The organism is Paracoccus sp. AK26 (assembly GCF_011801365.1).
GTDB classification, from domain to species: domain Bacteria; phylum Pseudomonadota; class Alphaproteobacteria; order Rhodobacterales; family Rhodobacteraceae; genus Paracoccus; species Paracoccus aerius.
In genome coordinates this window covers 511135-533026 of record NZ_CP041041.1, presented here as the reverse complement: position 1 = coordinate 533026, position 21892 = coordinate 511135, and the positions used below count along the sequence as shown (strand labels likewise).

General features: G+C 66.9%; 23 protein-coding genes. 9 read left to right on the top strand and 14 right to left on the bottom strand.

The annotated features are described in order from the left end of the window. Positions 1-162: 162 nt before the first annotated feature. Positions 163-2880, top strand: coding sequence for a preprotein translocase subunit SecA (secA, locus tag FIU66_RS02595; protein ID WP_167621256.1), 2718 nt, complete (start codon positions 163-165; stop codon positions 2878-2880). A gap of 69 nt (positions 2881-2949) precedes the next feature. Here secA and fmt read toward each other — a convergent pair whose 3' ends face one another. The 3 genes from fmt to def (FIU66_RS02580) all read right to left on the bottom strand — a co-directional run bounded on the left by fmt (position 2950) and on the right by def (FIU66_RS02580) (position 4930). Then, entirely contained in the window at positions 2950-3843 is an 894-nt protein-coding gene (gene fmt / locus FIU66_RS02590) for a methionyl-tRNA formyltransferase (RefSeq protein ID WP_167621255.1), read from the bottom strand. 65 nt (positions 3844-3908) lie between these two features. Then, positions 3909-4409 carry a peptide deformylase gene (gene def, locus FIU66_RS02585; RefSeq protein WP_167621254.1) on the bottom strand — a complete coding sequence of 167 codons (501 nt, stop codon included), beginning with the start codon at positions 4407-4409 and terminating at the stop codon, positions 3909-3911. Further along, a complete protein-coding gene (def, locus tag FIU66_RS02580) occupies positions 4406-4930 on the bottom strand; it encodes a peptide deformylase (RefSeq protein WP_167621253.1) in 525 nt (174 codons plus the stop codon). The genes def (FIU66_RS02585) and def (FIU66_RS02580) overlap by 4 nt, the downstream gene beginning before the upstream one ends. Before the next feature lie 76 nt (positions 4931-5006). On the opposite strand from def (FIU66_RS02580), the gene FIU66_RS02575 reads away from it, so the two are divergent. The 3 genes from FIU66_RS02575 to FIU66_RS02565 all read left to right on the top strand — a co-directional run bounded on the left by FIU66_RS02575 (position 5007) and on the right by FIU66_RS02565 (position 7848). Continuing rightward, positions 5007-6206 carry a MalY/PatB family protein gene (locus FIU66_RS02575; RefSeq protein WP_167621252.1) on the top strand — a complete coding sequence of 400 codons (1200 nt, stop codon included), beginning with the start codon at positions 5007-5009 and terminating at the stop codon, positions 6204-6206. Further along, the gene (locus tag FIU66_RS02570) at positions 6203-6751 is read left to right on the top strand and encodes a murein L,D-transpeptidase family protein (RefSeq protein WP_167621251.1); all 549 of its coding nucleotides are present in this window, start codon (positions 6203-6205) and stop codon (positions 6749-6751) included. The genes FIU66_RS02575 and FIU66_RS02570 overlap by 4 nt, the downstream gene beginning before the upstream one ends. A 134-nt stretch (positions 6752-6885) precedes the next feature. After that, positions 6886-7848 (top strand): acetyl-CoA carboxylase carboxyltransferase subunit alpha, encoded by a 963-nt coding sequence (locus FIU66_RS02565; RefSeq protein WP_167621250.1) that lies wholly within the window; start codon positions 6886-6888, stop codon positions 7846-7848. Between the two features lie 4 nt (positions 7849-7852). Here FIU66_RS02565 and FIU66_RS02560 read toward each other — a convergent pair whose 3' ends face one another. The 3 genes from FIU66_RS02560 to FIU66_RS02550 are packed head-to-tail and all read right to left on the bottom strand — an operon-like array spanning position 7853 to position 10235. Further along, positions 7853-8641 carry a 1-acyl-sn-glycerol-3-phosphate acyltransferase gene (locus FIU66_RS02560; protein WP_167621249.1) on the bottom strand — a complete coding sequence of 263 codons (789 nt, stop codon included), beginning with the start codon at positions 8639-8641 and terminating at the stop codon, positions 7853-7855. Next, positions 8638-9510 (bottom strand): ABC transporter permease, encoded by an 873-nt coding sequence (locus FIU66_RS02555; protein WP_201281110.1) that lies wholly within the window; start codon positions 9508-9510, stop codon positions 8638-8640. The genes FIU66_RS02560 and FIU66_RS02555 overlap by 4 nt, the downstream gene beginning before the upstream one ends. A gap of 50 nt (positions 9511-9560) precedes the next feature. After that, positions 9561-10235, bottom strand: a complete 675-nt coding sequence (locus FIU66_RS02550; RefSeq protein WP_167623362.1) for a cell division ATP-binding protein FtsE — start codon at positions 10233-10235, stop codon at positions 9561-9563. Between the two features lie 100 nt (positions 10236-10335). Between FIU66_RS02550 and FIU66_RS02545 the strand changes: the two genes are divergently transcribed. Then, entirely contained in the window at positions 10336-11115 is a 780-nt protein-coding gene (locus tag FIU66_RS02545; RefSeq protein ID WP_167621247.1) for a zinc-ribbon domain-containing protein, read from the top strand. Here FIU66_RS02545 and FIU66_RS02540 read toward each other — a convergent pair whose 3' ends face one another. The 4 genes from FIU66_RS02540 to argH form a co-directional block, all read right to left on the bottom strand. Then, positions 11116-13587, bottom strand: coding sequence for a DUF4175 domain-containing protein (locus FIU66_RS02540; protein WP_370528938.1), 2472 nt, complete (start codon positions 13585-13587; stop codon positions 11116-11118). A gap of 65 nt (positions 13588-13652) precedes the next feature. Next, positions 13653-14918, bottom strand: a complete 1266-nt coding sequence (gene lysA / locus FIU66_RS02535; RefSeq protein WP_167621246.1) for a diaminopimelate decarboxylase — start codon at positions 14916-14918, stop codon at positions 13653-13655. Beyond that, positions 14919-15068, bottom strand: a complete 150-nt coding sequence (locus FIU66_RS02530) for a hypothetical protein (protein ID WP_167621245.1) — start codon at positions 15066-15068, stop codon at positions 14919-14921. Next, positions 15065-16468, bottom strand: coding sequence for an argininosuccinate lyase (gene argH, locus FIU66_RS02525; RefSeq protein WP_167621244.1), 1404 nt, complete (start codon positions 16466-16468; stop codon positions 15065-15067). Before argH ends, FIU66_RS02530 begins: the two co-directional genes overlap by 4 nt. Positions 16469-16491: 23 nt before the next feature. Here argH and FIU66_RS02520 point away from each other — a divergent pair, with 23 nt between their 5' ends. Then, positions 16492-17040: a TlpA disulfide reductase family protein gene (locus tag FIU66_RS02520; RefSeq protein WP_167621243.1), complete on the top strand. Its 549-nt coding sequence runs from the start codon at positions 16492-16494 to the stop codon at positions 17038-17040. On the opposite strand, the gene FIU66_RS02515 is transcribed toward FIU66_RS02520, so the two are convergent. Further along, complete coding sequence (locus tag FIU66_RS02515) at positions 17015-17593, bottom strand: DNA-3-methyladenine glycosylase I (RefSeq protein WP_167621242.1); 579 nt, start codon at positions 17591-17593, stop codon at positions 17015-17017. The two genes, FIU66_RS02520 and FIU66_RS02515, sit on opposite strands and share 26 nt — an antisense overlap. A gap of 102 nt (positions 17594-17695) precedes the next feature. Here FIU66_RS02515 and FIU66_RS02510 point away from each other — a divergent pair, with 102 nt between their 5' ends. From FIU66_RS02510 to phbB, 3 genes are all read left to right on the top strand, one after another. Beyond that, positions 17696-18514, top strand: a complete 819-nt coding sequence (locus FIU66_RS02510) for an EAL domain-containing protein (protein ID WP_167621241.1) — start codon at positions 17696-17698, stop codon at positions 18512-18514. 101 nt (positions 18515-18615) lie between these two features. Beyond that, positions 18616-19788, top strand: coding sequence for an acetyl-CoA C-acetyltransferase (locus tag FIU66_RS02505; protein ID WP_167621240.1), 1173 nt, complete (start codon positions 18616-18618; stop codon positions 19786-19788). Positions 19789-19872: 84 nt separating this feature from the next. Next, entirely contained in the window at positions 19873-20598 is a 726-nt protein-coding gene (phbB, locus tag FIU66_RS02500) for an acetoacetyl-CoA reductase (protein ID WP_167621239.1), read from the top strand. Positions 20599-20670: 72 nt separating this feature from the next. On the opposite strand, the gene FIU66_RS02495 is transcribed toward phbB, so the two are convergent. From FIU66_RS02495 to FIU66_RS02485, 3 genes are read right to left on the bottom strand one after another with little or no spacing between them, the layout of a single operon-like run. After that, positions 20671-20835 carry a YdcH family protein gene (locus FIU66_RS02495; protein WP_167621238.1) on the bottom strand — a complete coding sequence of 55 codons (165 nt, stop codon included), beginning with the start codon at positions 20833-20835 and terminating at the stop codon, positions 20671-20673. Positions 20836-20895: 60 nt separating this feature from the next. Further along, the gene (locus FIU66_RS02490) at positions 20896-21654 is read right to left on the bottom strand and encodes a tRNA1(Val) (adenine(37)-N6)-methyltransferase (protein WP_167621237.1); all 759 of its coding nucleotides are present in this window, start codon (positions 21652-21654) and stop codon (positions 20896-20898) included. Next, the gene (locus FIU66_RS02485) at positions 21647-21856 is read right to left on the bottom strand and encodes a DUF2007 domain-containing protein (protein WP_167621236.1); all 210 of its coding nucleotides are present in this window, start codon (positions 21854-21856) and stop codon (positions 21647-21649) included. The genes FIU66_RS02490 and FIU66_RS02485 overlap by 8 nt, the downstream gene beginning before the upstream one ends. Between the last annotated feature and the right edge of the window lie 36 nt (positions 21857-21892).

Here is a 21892-nt window from a genome sequence, read left to right as displayed (position 1 = left end):
GGCCAGCGTTGACAGTCCGGCAGGCGAGGCATAGATCCCGGACCAACTCCGTGGAAGGCGCTGCCGCCGCTTTCGTTCAGGCCCCTGATACGGCAATGCGGCAGGTCGCGGCAATAGCCCGGCAGACACCGCCTTTCCCAACAACGTGATTGCGAAGGTAACATGCTCGGCATCGGAAATCTGGCGAAGAAGGTCTTTGGAAGCCCCAATGACCGCAAGGTCAAGGGAACGCGCGGGCTGGTGGCCCGCATCAATGCGCTGGAGGATCAGTTCCGCCCGCTGACCGACCAGCAGTTGGTCGAGAAGACCCGCGAGTTCCAGAACCGCGTGGCCCAAGGGGAAAGCCTGGACGACATCCTGCCCGAAGCCTTCGCCAACTGCCGCGAGGGCGCGCGCCGCGCCCTGGGCCTGCGCGCCTTCGACGTGCAGCTGATGGGCGGGATCTTCCTGCACCAGGGTAACATTGCCGAGATGAAGACGGGCGAGGGCAAGACCCTGGTCGCGACCTTCCCTGCCTATCTGAACGCCCTGACCGGCAAGGGCGTCCATGTCGTCACGGTCAACGACTATCTGGCGAAACGCGACGCCGACTGGATGGGCAAGGTGTTCCGCCAGCTGGGCATGACCACGGGCGTCGTCTATCCCTTCCAGGCGGAACCCGAAAAACGTCAGGCCTATGCCGCCGACGTGACCTATGCCACGAACAACGAACTGGGCTTCGACTATCTGCGCGACAACATGAAGGGCAGCGTCGAGGAAATGGTCCAGCGCGGCCACAACTACGCCATCGTGGACGAGGTGGACTCGATCCTGATCGACGAGGCGCGGACGCCGCTGATCATCTCGGGTCCGTCGCAGGACCGCAGCGAACTGTATGTGACGCTGAACCAGTACATCCCGCTGCTGACGGAAGAACACTACAAGCTGGACGAGAAGGCCCGCAACGCCACCTTCACCGAGGAAGGCAACGAGTTCCTGGAAACCCGCCTGCAGGCCGACGGCATCCTGCCCGAGGGCCAGACGCTCTATGACCCGGAATCCACCACCATCGTCCACCACGCCAACCAGGCACTGCGCGCCTATAAGCTGTTCAACAAGGACCAGCACTACATGGTCCGCGACGGCGAGGTGATGCTGATCGATGAATTCACCGGCCGGATGATGAAGGGCCGCCGCCTGTCCGACGGCTTGCACCAGGCCATCGAGGCCAAGGAAGGCGTGACCATCCAGCCGGAAAACGTCACCTTGGCCAGCGTGACCTTCCAGAACTACTTCCGCCTTTACAACAAGCTGGCGGGCATGACCGGCACGGCCGCGACCGAGGCCGAGGAGTTCGCCGAGATCTACAAGCTGGGCGTGGTCGAGGTTCCGACCAACCGCGGCATCGCGCGCCAGGACGAACATGACCGCGTCTATCGCACCGCGCAGGAAAAATACGCAGCCGTCGTCGAGGCGATCAAGGAAGCCCATGCCAAGGGCCAGCCGACCTTGGTCGGCACCACCAGCATCGAGAAGTCCGAGATGCTGTCCGAGATCCTGAAAAAGCAGGGCATCCCCCACAACGTCCTGAACGCCCGCCAGCACGAGGCCGAGGCGCAGATCGTGGCCGACGCGGGCAAGCCCGGCGCCGTCACCATCGCCACCAACATGGCCGGCCGCGGCACCGACATCCAGTTGGGCGGCAACGTGGAAATGAAGGTGCTGGCGGCGCTTGCCGCCGACCCCGAGGCGAACCCCGACGAAATCCGCGCCCGGATCGAAGCCGAACACGCGGCGGACAAGGAAAAGGTGCTGGCCTCGGGCGGGCTGTTCGTGCTGGGCACCGAACGCCACGAAAGCCGCCGGATCGACAACCAGTTGCGCGGCCGTTCCGGCCGCCAGGGCGATCCAGGCCGGTCGCTGTTCTTCCTGTCGCTCGACGACGACCTGATGCGGATCTTCGGGTCCGAACGGCTGGACAAGGTCCTGTCCACCCTGGGCATGAAGGAAGGCGAGGCGATCGTCCACCCCTGGGTCAACAAGTCCCTGGAACGCGCCCAGGCCAAGGTCGAGGGCCGCAACTTCGACATCCGCAAGCAATTGCTGAAATTCGACGACGTGATGAACGATCAGCGCAAGGCGATCTTCAGCCAGCGCCGCGAGATCATGGACAGCACCGAGGTCGGAGAGATCGCCGCCGACATGCGCCACCAGGTGATCGACGATCTGGTCGATGAATTCATGCCGCCGAAATCCTATCCCGAACAATGGGATCTGGACGGCCTGAAGACTGCGATCCGCGAACGGCTGAACATGAACCTGCCCGTCGCCGACTGGGCGGCCGAGGAAGGCGTGGATCAGGAGGCAATGCGCGAACGGATCGAAAAGGCGACCGATACCTACATGGCCGACAAGGCGCAGGCCTTCGGCCCGGAAAACATGCGCAACATCGAAAAGCAGGTCCTGCTGCAGATGATCGACCAGAAATGGCGCGACCACCTGCTGACGCTGGAACACCTGCGGTCCGTCGTGGGCTTCCGCGGCTATGCCCAGCGCGATCCCCTGTCGGAATACAAGACCGAGGCCTTCCAGCTTTTCGAGACCATGCTGGACGGCCTGCGCTTCGACGTGACGCAGCGCCTTGCACAGATCCGCCCGCTGACCGAGGCCGAGCGCGAGGAAATGCTGCGCCAGATGGCCGAGCAGCAGAAGGCCGCGCAGGAACACCTGACGATGGAGCATGGGGCCGAGCGCCATTCCGATGACGATGCGGACAAGCCTGCGCCGCTGGTTGCGGGCTTCGACGAAGCCGATATGAACACCTGGGGCAACCCGTCGCGCAACGATCCCTGCCCCTGCGGATCGGGCAAGAAGTTCAAGCACTGCCACGGCGCGATCTGACGCGCCGTGCTCTTGCAGGGTGGGGTTGCAGGCCCCACCTAATCTCCCTGACCCGCAGGAATGCGGCTGCTAGTTCAGCCGTGCCGGAAGTACCCAGCCCCGCAGCAATTCGTCCGTCGTCATCGGCTTCTTCCCCGACCGCTGCGCTTCCAGCACCTCGACTGCGCCATCCCCGCAGGTGACGGTGAAGCCCGCCAGCACCTGCCCCGGAACCCCCTGCCCTTCAACGACCCGGCTGCGCAGCAGCTTCACCCGCTCGCCCGCGATCTCGCACCAGGCGCCGGGAAACGGCGACAGGCCCCGGATCAGCCGGTCCACTTCGAAAGCCGGTCGGGTCCAGTCCACCCGCGCCTCGGCCTTGTCGATCTTGGCGGCATAGGTCACGCCCTCGGCCGCCTGCGGCACGGCGGGCAAGGGCAGCCGGTCCAGCACATCCACGACCAGATCAGCCCCCATCGTCGCCAGCCTGTCATGCATGTCGGCGGTGGTATCCTCGGCCCCGATCACGGTCCGCGCCTCGGCCAGCACCGGCCCGGTATCCAGTCCCGCTTCCATCTGCATGATCGCCACGCCGGTTTCGGCATCCCCCGCCATCACCGCCCGGTGGATTGGCGCGGCCCCCCGCCACCGGGGCAGAAGCGAGGCATGGATGTTCAGGCAACCCAACCGCGGTGCGTCCAGCACCGGCTGCGGCAGGATCAGGCCATAAGCCACGACCACTGCAATATCCGCCCGCAGCGCCGCAAACGCCTCTTGATCCGCCACATCGCGCAAACGCAGCGGCGTGCGGACCTCGATCCCAAGTTCCTCGGCGGCACGATGAACCGCCGACGGACGCGGCTTCTGCCCCCGTCCCGCAGCACGCGGCGGCTGCGAATAAACCGCCACGACCTCATGCCGCGCGGCAATCGCCCGCAGCGCCGGCACCGAGAACTCGGGCGTCCCCATGAAGATCACGCGCATCCTGCCCTCATCTTCTGTGTCCAAATATCCTCGGGGGGTCCGGGGGGGCGAAGCGCCCCCGGCGGTCACCGCCGCGCCAGCTTCGCCGATTTCGCGACCAACATCTTGCGCCGCAGGGGCGACAGGTGATCGACATACATCCGCCCGTCCAGATGGTCGATCTGGTGCTGGACGCTGGTGGCCCACAGGCCCACGAAATCGCGCTCCTCGATCTCGCCCGCCTCGTTCAGGAAGCGCACCGTCACCGCGCGCGGTCGGCTGACGGGGGCAAAGACGCCCGGCAGATTGGGGCTGGCCTCGTCATGGCTGCGGAACTGGACGCTGGCGTGCAGGACCTCGGGGTTGGCCATGCGCACCGCCTGCCCCCGCTTCTCGGACGCATCCACGACAGCCAGCCGCAGCATGATCCCGATCTGCGGCGCGGCCAGGCCCACGCCCGGCATCGCCTCCATCGTGTCGACCATGTCGTCCCAGATCATCCGCACCGTCTCGGTCACGGCTTCGACCGGATCGGCGGGGATATGCAGCCGCCGGTCCGAATAGGGCAGGAAGGCGCGGACCGTCACGCGCGGCCCTTTTCCCGCTTCAGCTTGACCATGCGGCGGGTGATCATCTGGCGCTTGATGGCGGACAGGTGGTCGATGAACAGCACACCGTTCAGGTGGTCCAGCTCGTGCTGCGCGCAGGTCGCCCACAGCCCGTCGAACTCTTCCTCATGCGTCTTGCCGTCCAGGCCCATCCATTGCAGCCGTACCTGCTTCGGACGCGTCACGTCGGCATATTGCTCGGGGATGGACAGGCAGCCTTCCTCATAGGTGTTCAGCTCCTCGGATTCCCAGGTCACCTCGGGGTTCACCAGCACCAAGGGGCGACGCTCGGCCTCGGGGTCGCGGTTGGCGTCCATCACGAAGACGCGGGACAGCACGCCCACCTGCGGCGCGGCCAGGCCCACGCCCGGCGCGTCGTACATGGTGGCCAGCATGTCGGCGGCCAGCGTCTCGATCTCGGGCGTAATGCGGGCCACGGGCTCGCAGACCTTCTTCAGGCGCGGGTCGGGATGGATCAGGATGGGGCGCAGGCTGCTCATGTCCCGCGATTTAGGGCAAGGCTTCACCATAAGCAACAACCGGCATATGCATGGGGAAACAGCGACAGGCAGGACCATGAACCAGCACAGCCATCCCCGGCCCGACTTCGACGAGATCATCGACCGCGTGGGCACCCGCTGTTCCAAATGGGACGACATGCAGGGAACCTATGGCGTGGCGCCTGACGAAGGCGGCCTGGCGATGTGGGTGGCCGACATGGACTTCCGCCCCCCGGCAGCCGTTCAGCGCGCGGTCGAGGATGTCGCCGCCCACGGCGTCTACGGCTATCCCGGCGCGAACCGCCCCTATCTAGACGCGATCCGCTGGTGGATGGAAAACCGCCACGGCTGGACGGTCGAACCCGGCTGGATCCTGACCTGCGCAGGCCTGGTTAACGGCGTGGCCATGGCCCTTGACGCCTATACCAGCCCCGGCGACGGCGTGATCGTGATGTCGCCCGTCTACCACGCCTTCGGCCGCGTCATCCGGGCCGCGGGGCGCGAACTGGTCGAACTGCCGCTGGCGCAGGAAGACGGCCTTTACCGGATGGACTGGAACGACTGGGAAAGCCGCCTGACGGGACGCGAGCGGCTGCTGATCCTCTGCTCGCCCCACAACCCGGGCGGCAGGGTCTGGACCACCGGCGAACTGCGCGAGGTGGCCGACTTTTGCATCCGCCACGACCTGATCCTGGTATCGGACGAGATCCACTGCGACCTCGTGATGCCGGGCCACCGCCACACGGTCACCGCTCTGGCCTGCCCGGACATCGCCGACCGGCTTGTGACTCTGAACGCGGCCACGAAGACCTTCAACATCGCAGGCGCCCATATCGGCAACGCGATCATTGCGGACGACGCCTTGCGCGGGCGCTTCAAGGACGCGCTGATGGCGCGCGGCATCTCGCCCGGGTTGTTCGGAATGGACATGGTGGCCGCCGCCTATTCTCCCGAAGGCGCGGCTTGGGTCGATGCGCTTGTCGACTGTCTCGACGGCAACCGGCGGATATTCGACGACGGAATCCACGCGATCCCGGGACTTCGGTCGATGCCGCTGCAAGCCACCTACCTGTCCTGGGTCGATTTCTCAGGCACCGGCATGGAGCCTGCCGAGTTCACCGCCCGCGTCGAAAAGGCCGCCCGCATCGCCGCCAACCACGGCGCCACCTTCGGCACCGGGGGCGAGGATTTCCTGCGCTTCAACCTCGCCACCCCCCGCGCCCGCGTGACCGAGGCCGTGGAGCGCCTGCAACAGGCCTTCGCAGACCTGCAATGAAGGGGCTTGCCCGCCTCTTCTCGGTCCTGACGGCGCTGTGCCTTCTGGGGGCGGCCTGGATCATGCTCGCCCCGCAGCGGCCAGAACCCGCCCCCCGCGTGCCGCCCCTGACTGCCGGCCTGGACGGCCCTGTCGATCACATCCAGATCCGCAAGTCCGACCGCCGGATGACGGCGTATCGCGACGGCCGCCCGCTCAAGACCTATCGCATCGCGCTCGGCTTCGCACCGGATGGCGACAAGCGCCGGCAAGGCGACGGCCGCACGCCCGAAGGCCGCTTCACCATCGACCGGGTAAACCCGGGCAGCGCCTATCACCTGTCATTGGGCCTCGATTACCCGCGTCCGCAGGATCGCGCGCGTGCCGCCGCAGAAGGCGTCGATCCCGGCGGCGACATCTTCATCCACGGGCAGCCCAACCAGCGGCCCGACGGCGAAACCCTGCCCGGCGACTGGACGGCGGGCTGCATCGCCGTCACCGACGCCGAGATGCGCGAACTCTACGCCGCCGCCCGCATTGGCACGACCGTCGAGATCCTGCCCTGACGCAGCGCTTTCACTATGGTTCAAATATCCCACGGGGGTCCGGGGGTGTGAAACCCCCGGTGCCGCGTTGCAATCCCGTTGCCGCGCGATCATATAGGGGCGCACACCCGAACACACCCGAAGGCACATCCCGCATGGTTTATCTGGATTTCGAAAAGCCGCTTGCCGACATCGAGGGCAAGGCCGAGGAGCTTCGCGCCCTGGCCCGCAAATCCGAAAATACCGTGGACGTCGAGAAAGAGGCCGCGGCCCTGGACAAGAAGTCGGGCGAGCTGCTGCGCGACCTTTACAAAAGCCTAGACCCCTGGCGGAAGACCCAGGTCGCCCGCCATCCCGACCGCCCCCATTGCCGCGACTATATTGATGCGCTGTTCAGCGAATACACGCCCCTTGCGGGCGACCGCGCATTCGGCGACGACCATGCGGTCATGGGCGGCCTTGCCCGCTTCAACGACGCCCCCTGCGTGGTGATCGGCCATGAAAAGGGCAACGACACCAAGACTCGCATCCACCACAATTTCGGCATGGCGCGGCCCGAAGGCTATCGCAAGGCGATCCGGCTGATGGATCTGGCCCACCGCTTCAAGATGCCGGTCATCACGCTGGTGGACACGCCGGGCGCTTATCCCGGCAAGGGTGCCGAGGAACGCGGCCAGTCCGAGGCCATCGCCCGCTGCACCCAGAAATGCCTTGAAATCGGCGTGCCCCTGGTCAGCGTCATCATCGGCGAGGGCGGATCGGGCGGCGCAGTGGCCTTTGCCACGGCGAACCGCATCGCCATGCTGGAGCATTCGATCTATTCGGTGATCTCGCCCGAAGGCTGTGCCTCGATCCTGTGGAAGGACGCTGAACGGATGCGCGAGGCGGCCGAGGCGTTGCGCCTGACCGCGCAGGATCTGAAGAAGCTTGGCGTGATCGACCGCATCATCGCCGAACCCATGGGCGGCGCGCAGCGCGACCCTTCGGCCGCGATCAAGGCGGTGGGCGAGGAGATTACGACGATGCTGGCCGACCTGAAGGGCAAGAAACCCGCGGACCTGATCAAGGACCGCCGGCAGAAGTTCCTGGACATGGGGTCGAAAAGCCTGGTGGCGTAAGCTTTCAGGGCGCCGGGACGGCAGTCGCCCTGAACCCCGCCTCGGCCATCAGGCGGTCGGAATGGGTTTCGACCTCGGCCTCGAGCCGGGGGATGAAGCCCTCGACCGGAACCTCGGCGGGAACGACCGGCAGGAACTCGACCACGGCGCGGCCCGGGCGGATGCCCCAGCCCTTGCGCGGCCAGAACAGCCCGGTGTTGACCGCCACCGGCACCACCGGCAGGCCGCTGCCCGCACGGATCGTGCTGACGCCATGCTTGTAGGGGCGGCGCTCGCCGGGCCTGGTCCGGGTGCCTTCGGGATAGATGATCAACTGCCCCAGCCCCTCGCCCGCGATCCGGCGGTTGATCTCGGTCGAGATGGCGCGCATGGCGTCGCGCCCGCGATTGCGGTCGATGGGGATGCAGCCGACCTTCCAGGCATACCAGCCCATGATCGGCACGCGCATCACCTCGCGCTTCATGATGAAGGCGCGGCGCGGAACGGCATGGGCGATGACAAGGATGTCCAGGAAGCACTGGTGCTTGGCGGCGATGATGCAGTCATCGGTCGGAGGCGTGCCGCGCACCTCGCAGGTGACACCCAGATGCAACCGGGCGGCCCAGAGCATGTATCCGATCCAGCGCGTCGCGACCCGGTTGGCCCCGGCGCGGCCGTCGCGCAGCAGCGCGGGAATGCCCAGCAGCCCGATCGCCAGCGTCGCGAAGGCGACATGGACGTAGTAAAGCCCGTTCTGCAGATATTGCCAGGGCGTCAGCGGGCCGGGAACGGGCGATGCCGCCCGGTCGCTCATCTCACTGCCCCCAGCATCTTCAGGGCGGCCCAGCGGGTCGCCAGAAAGCCCACGACGCCCGCCACGACCGGGATCAGCAAGGGCAGAAGCCAGCCCCAGCCCTGGAAGCCCAGCCCCGTCAGGAAACCGCCTGCCGCCTCCACGCCCGGCAGCAGGGCGATGCCCGCCATGCCGCACAGCGTGCCGACGGTCGCGCCGATCGCAGCGCGCTTGGTGAAGCGGCGCACGAAGGCGGTGGCGATGGTGATGTCGCGCGCCCCGATCAGGCGCAGCACGCGGATCACCTGCCCGTTCGCGGCCAGGGCCGCCTTGGCCGCCAGCGTGATCATGGAAGCCGAGGCCGCCGCGATCAGCAGCAGCGACACGATGCCAAGCGCCCGCAGCCGGTTCGCCGCCGTCACCAGCGGGCGGCGCCATTCGGTATGGTCATCCAGGACCGCAGCCGGCACCTCGGCCTCAAGACGCAGGCGCAATCCCCCGGCGTCAAAGTCCTCGCCCGTGATAGGCAGGTCGATCAGCGAGGGCACGGGCAGCGCGTCCACCGGCATGTCGGGGCCGAACCAGGGGGCCAGCAGGCCCGCCACCTCGTCCGCCGGAAGCAGGCGGGGCTGGCCCGCCCCGGGCGTGGTAGACAGAACCTGCATCGCGGCCTGGGTGGCCGCATCCTGGTCGCCCTCGGGCGCGCTGACGCGCACGGTGACGGAACCGGCAAGCTCGCTGGACCAGCGGTCGGCCAGCCGTCCCGTCGCCAGCGCCAAGGCCAAGGCGAACACCGCCAGAAAGGCCATCGCGCCGGCCGAAAATAGCGTCAGTTGCGCGGTAAAGCCCGTGGGGGGCACGATCCGGTCGCCCGACCCGCCGTCGCGCATCAGGCCCTGCCACAGCGCCTTCAAGTTCAGCGCCCGAAATTCAGCCCGTTTCACAGATCAGCCCCCGCCAGATGCAATGTTCCGTTGGCGATCCGCAACACGCGGGCCGCGACCTGTGCCTTGGCCGCGCGGATCAGGTTCATGTCATGGGTCGCGACCAGCACGGTCTTGCCGGACTTGTTCAGCTCGATCAGCAACTGCATCAGCCGGACGGACATGTCCCAGTCGAGGTTGCCCGTCGGCTCGTCCGCCAGCACCAGGTCGGGCGACAGGATCACCGCGCGCGCCAGGGCTGCGCGCTGCCGTTCGCCACCCGACAGGGATGGCGGCATTGCACGGGCGTGCTGCGTCAGGCCCACCCAGCCCAGCAGGTCGCGCAGCGCGTCCATGTCCACAGGCTGGCCCGCCACGGACAGCGGCAGGGCCACGTTCTCGGCCACGGGCAGGTGGTCCAGGAACTGCGTGTCCTGGTGCACTACCCCTACGCGGCGGCGAAGATCCGCGATCCCGTCGCGCGTCAGTTGCCGCACATCGCCGCCAAAGGCCGTCATCTGCCCGGAGGACGGCAGCAGGTCCGCATAGCACAGCCGCAGAAGCGTCGTCTTGCCCGACCCGGATGGCCCGGTCAGGAAATGGAACATGCCCGGCTGCAAGCTCAGCGTCATGTCCGACAGCAACTCAGGCCCGCCGTGATAGCCGAAGCCGACATCCCGCATCTCGATCAAGCGCAACCCCCCGTTTCTTCTGTGCCGTTCCGTCGGTGCCTGTCTTGGAACCCGGCCCCGCGCTTGATAGAACAGCCAAAAGGCGAATGCGAGGGCCGGCATGGCGGAAATACGGTTGATCTGTCCCGGTTGCGCGGCGGAATATCGCGTCCCCGGCAGCGCAGTCCCCGCTGGCGGGCGCGAGGTGGAATGCAGCGCCTGCGGCCATGTCTGGCATGCAACACCCACGCCCGAAGCCGATCGGCTGGATCTGGCAGCGTTTCAGGCACTGCCCGCCGCCGAGCCTGCCGCGGACCTGCCCCGGCCCGTCCGCAAGCTGCCCGAGAACGTCCTGGACATCCTGCGCGACGAGGTCGAGCACGAGCGTCGCGCCCGCGCCGCCGAGGAGGACCAGCCGGACGCAGATCCCGCAGCCAAGGCGGATCCGGCACCGGACGCCCCTGGTCCGGACGTCGCCACCGATCCGGCATCGCGCCCGGCGCCCGATCCCGAATGGCCGGCAACCACCATCACCCGCCATTTCGACGCAAGGCCGGCGGCCGCCCAGAACGCCGATCCTGAATCCGCGCCGCGCCCTGCCCGGCATCCCGTCCCGCTGAAGGCCGAAGTCGCGGTAGCCCCCCGGCAGACCCCGCCGGAACGACGCCCGCAACCGGTGGCGCGACCGCAGCCGGCGCGGCCGGTCAGGACGGCGAAGGGCGGCTATGTCATGGGCTTCGCGCTTGCCGTCATGGTTCTGGCAGGGCTTCTTGCGGCCTATCTTCTTGCGCCCGGGATCGAGGACCAGGGCAGCGTCGGCGAGGCGCTTAGTCGCCTGCGTGCCAGCATCGACGGGGCACGGCTTTGGCTGCAGGACAGCCTGTCGGGGATGTTGCGCTGATCAGAAGCGGTCCAGCAACCGCCCCAGATAATCGCGTTCGTCCTGCGGACGGTCTACCTCGCCGCTGCGGCGGCGGATCTCGTCCAGCAGGTCGCGGGCACGCTGCGCAGGGTCCACGCCTTCTGCCAAGGGATCGCCGCCCGCGATGACATGGCCGTTGCCGTCGCGCTGACGGCCCAGCGGATCAAGCGCCGGACGCTGGCCCATGGTCTGGCCTTCCCCCGCCCTGTCGCCGCCGCCGGGCTGCTGGCCTTCCTGGCCCTGCTGCTGCCCCTGCTGGCCTTGTTGCCCCTGCTGGGCCATCATGTCGCCCAGGGCGCGCATCCCCTCGCGCATGGACTGGATGGCATCGGCCTGGCGCTGCAGCGCACCGCCCATGTCGCCCTCGCGCAGCGCCTGCTCGGCTTCCTCCATAGCGCGGCCCGCCTCGTCCAGCTGGCGCCGCGCCTCGTCCCCGCCGGGCGATCCCTGGCCCGGCAGCAGGCCCTGCTGCTGGCCCAGCTCCTCGCGCAGTTGCTGTTGGCGGTCTGCCAAGCCCTGCGCATTGTCGGACGGCTGACCCATCTGCCCTTGGCCGAATTGTTCCTGCATGTCCCGGAACGCCTCGTCCGACAACTGCTGCTGCTCGCGCAGCGTGTCGGCCAGCCGGTTCATCGGCTGGTTGCCGCTGCTGCCTTCCTGGCCTTCGCCCTGACCCTGGCCCTGCGACTGGCGGACCTGCAGGTTCTCCATCATGCGGTTGAACTGCTCCAGCAACTCCTGTGCCTCGGCCATGCGGCCCTCGTTCATCAGGCGCTGGATCTCGTCCATCATCTGCTGGATCTGGTCGCCGGTGATCTGCTGGCCCTGCTGTTCACCGGTGAACCGTTCCGACGGATCCTGTTGCTGCCCCTGCTGGGCCAGCATCTCGGTATAGGCGTCCGTCGCGGCCTTCAGCTCGTCCATCAGCCGCTGGATCTCGTCGGGGCTGGCGCCATTGCGGATCGCCTCGGACAACTTTTCCTGCGCCTGACGCATCCGTTCCAGAGCGTCGGAAAGCCCGCCATCCTCCAACTGGACGGCCGCCTGCCACAAGGCCTCGGCCAGATCGTCGCGGGCCTTGTCGGTCAGCCGGTCACCCTCCAGCAGCGTCACCGCGCCGCGCAGTTCCAGGTACAGCGGCTGTTCGACGAAACCCTGGGGCTGCCATGTGACCGCGCGCAGGATCTCGGCGCTACGTCCGGCATTGTCGCGCGACCACAGCAGGTCGCGCCGCATCTCGATCAGGGCGGCGGCCAGGGGGTTGAAGAAGCGCCGCCCCGGCAGCACGGTCCGCATCGGCTGGGCCTCGCCCACCTGCTCGATCCCGTCCACCGCCCGCAGGCGGACGCTGACCGGCAGGTTCGCCCAAGGATGGCGCGACAGATCCTCGGTCAGTTGGCCCTGCACCTCGCGGCGGTCGCCGCGTGGCAAGGGCAACGCCAACTCCACCGCTGGGCGGGGCTCGGGGTCGATGGCAAGGCCGAAGCGGCGGTCCACGGCAGGCAGATCAAGCGCAATCACAGCCTGGCCCGTGACGACGCCATGATCGTCCTGCGCGCTGAAATCCTGTACCATCCGGCCGTCGGCCCGGCGCACCGGCGCGGCCCCGGCCTGGATCACGGGGGCATTGTCTGCAAGCACGGTGACGTCGAAACGGCGCCCCGCCACCTCGATTGCCCCCGACTGTTCCGCCCGAAATCCCGGCGCCTGCGGATCCTCGCCAAGGGCGGGGCCGATGTCCTGCGTGACAGAGGCGCCCTGCCCGTACAGACGAAAGGTCACCTCGCTGCCCTTGGGCAGTTCCAGCACCTGCCCCTCGGCCAGGGCGTTCAGATAGATCGTCGGACGGCGGGTATAGGCAGGCGGTTCGGCCCAGCCTTCCCAACTGGGGCCGGTGGGCACCACATCGGTCGTCACCGGGCGCGATACGGTCGCGGCGATCGCAGCGATACCCTGCCCCATCTGGCTTGCCCCGCCAAAGATCAGCGCCATGACAAGGGCCACCAGCCCCGCCAGCCGCAGCGCAAAGGGATCGCGCCGCGTCAGGCCCGCATCGGGACGCACCGCCCGCGCGCGGGACGCCCGCGCCCGCATCTGCGCCAGATGCGCCTGCCACAAGGCGCCCTCGCCCCCGATCGCCGCGCTGTCGGTCAGCGCGGCCAGCGGACGGCCCGGCAGGGTCCGGTCCAGCCGGCCCATCGCATCGGCCATGCGCACCCGCCGAAAACGCATCCCGCCCCGGATCGCCACCCAGATCAGCAGCAGAACCACCGTGCCTGACAGCCAGGGCAGCACCGGCAGCGGCACAATCGCGACCACGCCCAGCGAAAAAGCGGCGAACACAAGCGCCAGCACGGTGGCCAGCGGCCAGAAGGCGCGGGCCGCCTGTTCCCAGACCATGCCCCAGCGGGTCAGGTGCAGGGCACGGGCGACCGGGCCTGTCTTCTTCACGAAAATATCCTCGGGGGTCCGGGGACCGAGTGTCCCCGGCTGCAACGTCACATCGGGGTGCCGCGTCAAAGCCATTCCGGGATGCTATCCCGGGCCAGCATTTCCTCAAACGTCGGCCTTGCCCTGATGACGGCGAAGTGATCGCCGCTGACCAGAACCTCGGGCACCAAGGGCCTGGAGTTGTACTCGGACGCCATCACCGCGCCGTAAGCCCCCGCCGACCGGAAGGCGATCAGGTCGCCTGCCGCCATCGCGGGCAGTTCTGCGCCCTTCTGGAAGGTATCGCCCGATTCGCAGACCGGACCCACGACGTCGAAGGGCTGGACGGTCGCCCCCACCGCGGGTTCGATTACCGGGACGATGTCGTGATGCGCGCCATACATGGCCGGGCGCAGCAGGTCGTTCATCGCTGCGTCCACGATCAGGAAGTCGCGCCCCTCGCCCTCTTTCACATAGACCACTTGGCTCAGCAGCACCCCGGCATTGCCGACGATGTTGCGCCCCGGCTCGATCTCGATCTCGCAGCCCAGATCGCCCACTGCGTCCCGGATCACCTGGCCATATTCGATGGGCAGGGGCGGCGCGTTATTGTCGCGACGATAGGGAATGCCCAGGCCGCCGCCCAAATCCAGCCGGGTGATGGCGTGCCCGTCGGCGCGCAGCGCGCGGGTCAGGTCCGCGACCTTGGCATAAGCCGCGCGATAGGGGTCCAGATCGGTCAACTGGCTGCCGATATGGACGTCCACACCCACGACCTGCAGGCCCGGCAGAGCGGCAGCCTCGGCATAAACCTCGCGCGCGCGGGCGATGGGGATGCCGAACTTGTTCTCGGACTTGCCGGTCGCGATCTTCTCGTGCGTTTTCGCATCCACGTCCGGGTTCACGCGCACCGCCACCGGAACCGTCGCGCCCATGCTGGCCGCAAGGGCCGACAGCGCCCGCATCTCGGGCTCGGATTCCAGGTTGAACTGGCGGATGCCGCCTTCGATGGCCATGCGCATCTCGGCCGGGGTCTTGCCCACGCCGGAAAAGACGATGCGGTCGCCCGGCACGCCCGCGGCCTTGGCACGGGCATATTCGCCGCCCGAGACGACATCCATTCCCGCGCCCAGATCGCCCAGCAGCTTCAGCACCGCCAGGTTGCTGTTGGCCTTGACGGCAAAGCAGACCAGGTGATCGGTCCAGTCCAGAGCCTGGCGGAACAGCCCGAAATGCCGCGTCAGGGTCGCCGCCGAATAGACATAGACGGGCGTCCCCACCTCGGCCGCGATGCGCGACAGGGGAACGTCCTCGGCGCAAAGCTGGCCGCCCTGATAGTTGAAGTGATCCACCTAAAGCTCCGTGATCACGCCCATGGTGGCGTGACCGGAAATCGAGACATTGGATTGAGGCGCGGTCCTGGGCGCCATCGGACGTTCGGGCGGGCCGTCGACGCCGCAGGCTGCCACGGCTGCCACCGCCAGAATTGCAATCCACTTCATGCCAGCTTCTCCTTCCAGCGGGTGATTTGCGCACGCACCTGATCGGGCGCGGTGCCGCCATAGCTTTGCCGCGAGGCGACCGAATTGTGAACGCCCAAGACGCCGAAGACTTTATCGGTGATCCCCGCATGGACCCCCTGCATGTCGTCCAGCGTCAGGTCGGGCAGGTCGCATCCCCTGCGCTCCGCCAGGGCCACCAGCGATCCGGTGACGTGATGGGCGTCGCGGAACGGCAGGCCAAGTTCGCGCACCAGCCAGTCGGCCAGATCCGTCGCGGTCGAAAAGCCGGCCGAAGCCGCAGCCTCCATCCTGTCGCGATTGGCGGTCAGGTCGGACAGCATCCCCGCCATCGCGGCCAAGGCCAGCATCAGGCTGTCGGCGGCATCGAAGACCTGTTCCTTGTCTTCCTGCATGTCCTTGGAATAGGCCAGCGGCAGGCCCTTCATCACCGTAAACAGAGCGACCGTCGCCCCCAGAATCCGGCCGATCTTGGCCCGGATCAGTTCGGCCGCATCAGGGTTGCGCTTCTGCGGCATGATGCTGGACCCGGTGGACCACTTGTCCGACATCGACACGAAGCGAAACTGCGCCGAGGACCAAATCACCAGCTCTTCGGCCAGACGCGACAGGTGAACGGCGCAGATCGACGCGGCCGACAGGAACTCCAGCGCGAAGTCGCGGTCGGACACGGCATCCAGGCTGTTGGCCATGGGGGCGTCGAAGCCAAGCGCCTGCGCGGTCGCGTGGCGGTCGATGGGATAGCCGGTCCCGGCCAGCGCGGCGGCGCCCAGCGGCGATTCGTTCATCCGCCTGCGCGCGTCCCCGAACCGCGACAGGTCGCGGCCGAACATTTCCACATAGGCCATCATGTGATGGCCCCAGGTCACGGGCTGCGCGGTCTGCAGGTGTGTGAAGCCCGGCATCACCCAGTCTGCCCCCGCCTCGGCCTGCGCCAGGGCGGCGCGGATCAGCGCCTGCAACGCGTCGATGGCCGCGTCGCACTGGTCGCGCACCCACAAGCGGAAATCGGTGGCCACCTGGTCATTGCGCGACCGGCCCGTGTGAAGGCGGCCCGCAGGTTCGCCGATCACCTCCTTCAGCCTTGCCTCGACATTCATGTGAATGTCCTCAAGCTCGGTGCGGAAAGGGAAATTGCCCCCTTCGATCTCTGACAAGACGGTGAGCAGGCCTTCCCTGATCGCCTCGGCATCGGTATCGCTGATGATGCCTTGTGCGGCCAGCATGGCGGCATGGGCCCGGCTGCCCCGGATGTCCTGGGCGTAGAGCCGCCGGTCGAACCCGATCGAGGCGTTGATCGCCTCCATGATCGCGTCCGGCCCTGCGGCGAAGCGCCCGCCCCACATGCTGTTGGCGGAATCCTGTTGCGGCCGGTCGGTCATAGGCGCGTCCTTCGGAGGTCTTCATGCTGCGTTCCGCCCTGCTTTATACGGCACTGCTTTTCGGTGCAAATGCCGCCTTCGCGGGCGCGGTGGACTGGCAGGCCGCCAAGGATGCGGGCCTTGTGAAGCTGGTCCCGGCCGAGGAACCGGCGCCCGTGTCCGATGTCGAATTCAACGACCCCGAGGGCGGCACGCATACCCTTGCCGACTACAAGGGCAAGGTCGTGCTGCTGAACTTCTGGGCCACCTGGTGCGCCCCCTGCCGCGAGGAGATGCCCTATCTGGACGCCCTGCAATCCGAAATGGGCGGCGAGGATTTCGAGGTCGTGGCGGTGGCGACGGGCCGCAACGCGCCCGACCGCATCGACAAGTTCTATGCCGAAACCGGCTTGCAGAACCTGCCCGTCCTGCTGGACCCGCGCCAGCAGCTTGCCCGCGACATGGGCGTGGTGGGCCTGCCCGTGACCGTCCTGATCGACCGCGAGGGGCGAGAGGTCGCCCGCCTGCTGGGCGAGGCCGACTGGAGCAGCGAGCCCGCCAAAACCGTCATCCGCCAGCTTGTGGCGGAGTAAGCTGGGCATGGCGGTGACAGGTGGTGACATGGTCGTTCACCATCCCCGTCGCCTGCATGAAGGCATAGGTGATCACCGGTCCGCAAAAGTTGAAGCCGCGCTTTTTCAGCGCCTTCGACATCGCGGTGGATTCCGGGGTCGCGGCCGGCACCTGGGCGCCGCTGGCGAAGTTGTTCTGGATCGGCTGGCCGCCCACGAAAGACCACAGGAAGGAGGCGAACCCCTCTTGCGCCTCGATTTCCAGGAAACGCTGCGCGCCGCGCACCGTTGATTCGATCTTGCCGCGATGGCGGATGATCCCCGGGTTCTGCAGCGCCCGGTCGATCCGCGCATCGTCCCAGCAGGCCACGCGCCCGGGATCGAAATCCTCGAACTCGGCCCGAAAGGCATCGCGCTTGCGCAGGATGGTGATCCAGGACAAGCCCGCCTGGAAACCGTCAAGCACCAGCTTTTCCCACAGCGCCCGCCCATCGTATTCGGGCACGCCCCATTCGGTATCGTGATAGGCGACATACAGCGGGTCGGTCCCGCACCAGGCACAGCGGCTGGTCATGAAGCATTAACCCTTAATCTACAAATCCCTGCGTGTTTACCGCAAATTAGGCGATCAATGCGAGAAGGGAACACGGAATGATTGCGTGACAAGGGGCCAGACGTGACCGACGCGAAAAAACCCGGCAAGGGATCCCCGCTGGATTTCGCCGTGGACCAGCAAAGCAGGCTGACCCTGCCGGGGGTCAGGCTGGCGGTCGAAAGGGGCAATGGCGTGCTGGCCTTCCAGCCCGTCGTGCAGGCGCAACGGACCAGCCGGCCAGCCTTCTACGAAGGGCTGATCCGCATCATCGACGAATCGGGCCGCATGGTGCCCCTGCGCGACTTCATGCCGGTGGCGGAAACCACCGAACTCGGTCGCCAGATCGACTGCCTGTCGCTGTCCCTGGGCCTGAAAGCCCTGTCCGAGGAAACATCGCTGCGCCTGTCGATCAACATGTCGGCCCGTTCGATCGGCTATCCGGCCTGGATGGACACTCTGCGCCGGGGCGTTTCCGCCGACCCGCAGGCGGCCGAGCGGCTGATCCTGGAAATCACCGAAAGCTCGGCCATGGGCCTGCCGGACGAGGTGAAGGCCTTCATGCGCGAGGTGCAGCGATACGGCATCGGACTGGCGCTCGATGATTTCGGGGCAGGCTATACCTCGTTTCGCTATCTGCGCGATTTCTGTTTCGACATGATCAAGATCGACGGCCAGTTCATCCGCGAGATCGCGACCCATCCCGACAACCAGGTGCTGACCCAGGCGCTGATGTCCATCGCGCATCACTTTGACATGTTCACCGTGGCCGAGATGGTCGAAACCGCCGATGACGCGGCCTTCCTGATCGACAATGGCATCGATTGCCTTCAGGGCTATTACTTCGGCGCGCCGACCATCGCGCCGCCCTGGAAGTCCCCGCCTTCGGTCGCCCTGCGCTAGTGGGGTATCAGACTTTCGGCCGATATGCTTGACGCCACGGCATGAACCCGCATCCTGTCCACGATTCGCCACTTGTGTGGCATCAAGGGAAGGAGCCCGTCATGACCAAAGCCGTAATCGTTTCCGCCGCCCGCACTCCGGTCGGCAGTTTTATGGGGTCGTTCGCCAACATCCCGGCGCATGACCTGGGGGCTGCCGTCCTGCAGGAAGTCGTGGCCCGCGCCGGGATCGACCCGGCCGAAGTCAACGAAACCATCCTGGGCCAGGTGCTGACGGCCGGCCAGGGCCAGAACCCCGCGCGCCAAGCCCATATCAAGGCGGGCCTGCCGCAGGAATCCGCGGCCTGGGGCATCAACCAGGTCTGCGGATCCGGTCTGCGGGCCGTGGCGCTTGCCGCCCAGCACGTGATCCTGGGCGATGCACAGGTGGTGCTTGCGGGCGGGCAGGAAAGCATGTCGATGTCGATGCACGCGACCTTTCTGCGCGCGGGGCAGAAGATGGGCGACATGCAGATGGTCGACACGATGATCCGCGACGGGCTGTGGGATGCCTTCAACAATTACCACATGGGCACCACGGCGGAGAACGTCGCCCAGAAGTGGCAGATCAGCCGCGACCAGCAGGACGAATTCGCGCTGGCGTCCCAGAACAAGGCCGAGGCCGCGCAGAAGGCCGGTCGCTTCGATGATGAGATCGTGGCCTATACCGTCAAGACCCGGAAGGGCGATACGGTCGTGGACAAGGACGAATACATCCGTCACGGCGCCACCATCGACGCCATGCAGAAGCTGCGCCCGGCGTTCTCGAAGGACGGCTCGGTCACGGCAGGCAATGCGTCGGGCCTGAACGACGGCGCGGCTGCGGTGATGGTGATGACCGAGGAAGAGGCCAATCGCCGTGGCCTGACGCCCCTGGCCCGCATCGTCTCTTGGGCCACGGCGGGCCTGGACCCGGCGATCATGGGCACGGGCCCCATCCCGGCCAGCCGCAAGGCCCTGGAAAAGGCCGGCTGGTCCGTGGGCGACCTGGATCTGGTCGAGGCGAACGAGGCCTTTGCCGCCCAGGCCTGCGCGGTCAACAAGGACATGGGCTGGGATCCCGACATCGTGAACGTCAACGGCGGCGCCATTGCCATCGGCCACCCGATCGGCGCCTCGGGCTGCCGGGTCCTGAACACGCTTCTGTTCGAGATGAAGCGCCGCGACGCGAAAAAGGGCCTGGCCACCCTGTGCATCGGTGGCGGCATGGGCGTCGCCATGTGCATCGAACGGTAGGCGGAATGGCGCGCAATGATGTTGCGCGCCATCTACTTGCCTTGTAGCAATATTTCAGAAACGATTTAAAAGGGGGGAGGATCCATGTCCAAGGTTGCACTTGTCACCGGGGGTTCGCGGGGCATCGGCGCGGCGATTTCCAAGGCGCTTCAGGAGGCTGGCTATACCGTCGTCGCCACCTATGCCGGCAACGACGAAGCCGCAAAGTCTTTCACGGAAGAAACCGGGATCAAGACCTATAAATGGTCGGTCGCCGACTATGACGCCTGCGCCGAAGGCATCAAGCGGATCGAGGACGAGGTCGGCCCGATTGCCGTCCTGGTCAACAACGCGGGCATCACCCGGGACGCGATGTTCCACAAGATGACGCCCCAGCAGTGGAAAGAGGTCATCGACACCAACCTGACCGGGCTGTTCAACATGACGCACCCCGTCTGGTCGGGGATGCGCGACCGCAAGTTCGGGCGGATCATCAACATCAGCTCGATCAACGGGCAGAAGGGCCAGGCGGGCCAGGCCAACTATTCCGCCGCCAAGGCGGGCGACCTTGGCTTCACAAAGGCGCTTGCCCAGGAAGGCGCGCGTGCCGGCATCACCGTGAACGCGATCTGCCCCGGCTATATCGCGACCGAGATGGTCAAGGCCATCGACGAAAAGGTCTTGAGCGAACGCATCATCCCCCAGATCCCGGTGGGCCGCCTTGGCGAGCCCGAAGAGATCGCGCGGACGGTGGTCTTCCTAGCATCCGACGATGCGGGCTTCATCACCGGATCGACCATCAGCGCCAATGGCGGCCAGTACTTCGCCTGATCGCCTTCCCGAAAACGAATACGGCCCGCGCTGATCGCGCGGGCCGCTTCAAATCTGTCACCGTTCAACAGGTCAGTGGGTCAGTCGGGAAATCTCTTCCTTGAGACGAAGTTTCTCGCGCTTCATGGCCTTGATCTGCATGTCGCTGGATCCAGGGCTTCTTTGTTCTCGTTCAACGGCCTCGGAAAGCACCTGGTGTTTCTTGCGCAGTTCCTCGACGTGGGAAGCAACCGACATCGCGTCCTCCTGTATAGGTTGAGTCGAACAGGGGGATTGCAGCATAGGCCTCCGATTCTGTCACGAGACTTTTGCAAACAAATCTGTCAGTGGCGAACCCTCGCGCAGCACGGCGGACGCTGCCTCTGTCAGATCCTCGCGGTCGCCCGGATGGGCCGGTGCGCGGTGCATGACAAAGGGCGCCAGAAGGCGCAGCGGGCCTCGCGCGCCTTTTGTCGCCTGGACGATCACCCGCCCCGCCTCGCGTCCGGCGCGGCCCGCGACGGGCAGGATCGCCACCGACCCGGCGCGACCAGACAGCGAGGCCAGCATCGCGTCCAGCCGGTCGGCCCGCTGGATCAGCGTCACCATGCCGCGGGGCCGCAACCGGCGCAGCGCGCTGTCGATCCAGACGGACAGCGGCGTTTCCTCGCGCCGGGCAATGGCACGGCCGCCATCGGGCGCGGGCGTTCCGCCCAGGAAATAGGGCGGGTTGGCGATCACATGGTCGAAGATCTGCGAACGAAGCTGGGCAGGCGGGCGGGCTAGGTCGCCTGTGACCACCTGCATGGCGATCCCATTCGCCGCCGCGTTGCGCGTCGCCAGATCGGCATAGGCGGCCTGCTGCTCCAGCCCCACCAGATGCAGACCCGGCACCCGCCAGCCCAGGCACAGGCCGGCGACCCCCGCCCCGCAGCCCAGTTCCAGCACCGCCTGCCCCGCCTGCGCCGGACAGGCCGCCGCAAGCATCACCGCATCGGCGCCCGACCGAAAGCCGCCCCGGGGCTGGGCGATGCGCAGCCGGCCGCCCAGGAAGCCGTCGCTTGTTAGATCACTCATCCAGGCCGGCATCGCGCAGGATCGCGCGGGCCATGAATTCGTCGCGGTCCGCGACCATCAGCCGCTGCGGCAGGATGCCCAACGAACCTTCCAGCACGCTCATGTGCTGATCCATCTGAAAAGCCCGGATTCCCTCGTCCTCCAGCAGGCCGAGGGCGCGGGACATGCGGACGGGATCGTTGCTGCGGAACAGTTCTTTCATGGCGGAAACGCTAGGCGGCGGTTGCGCAAATGTCGA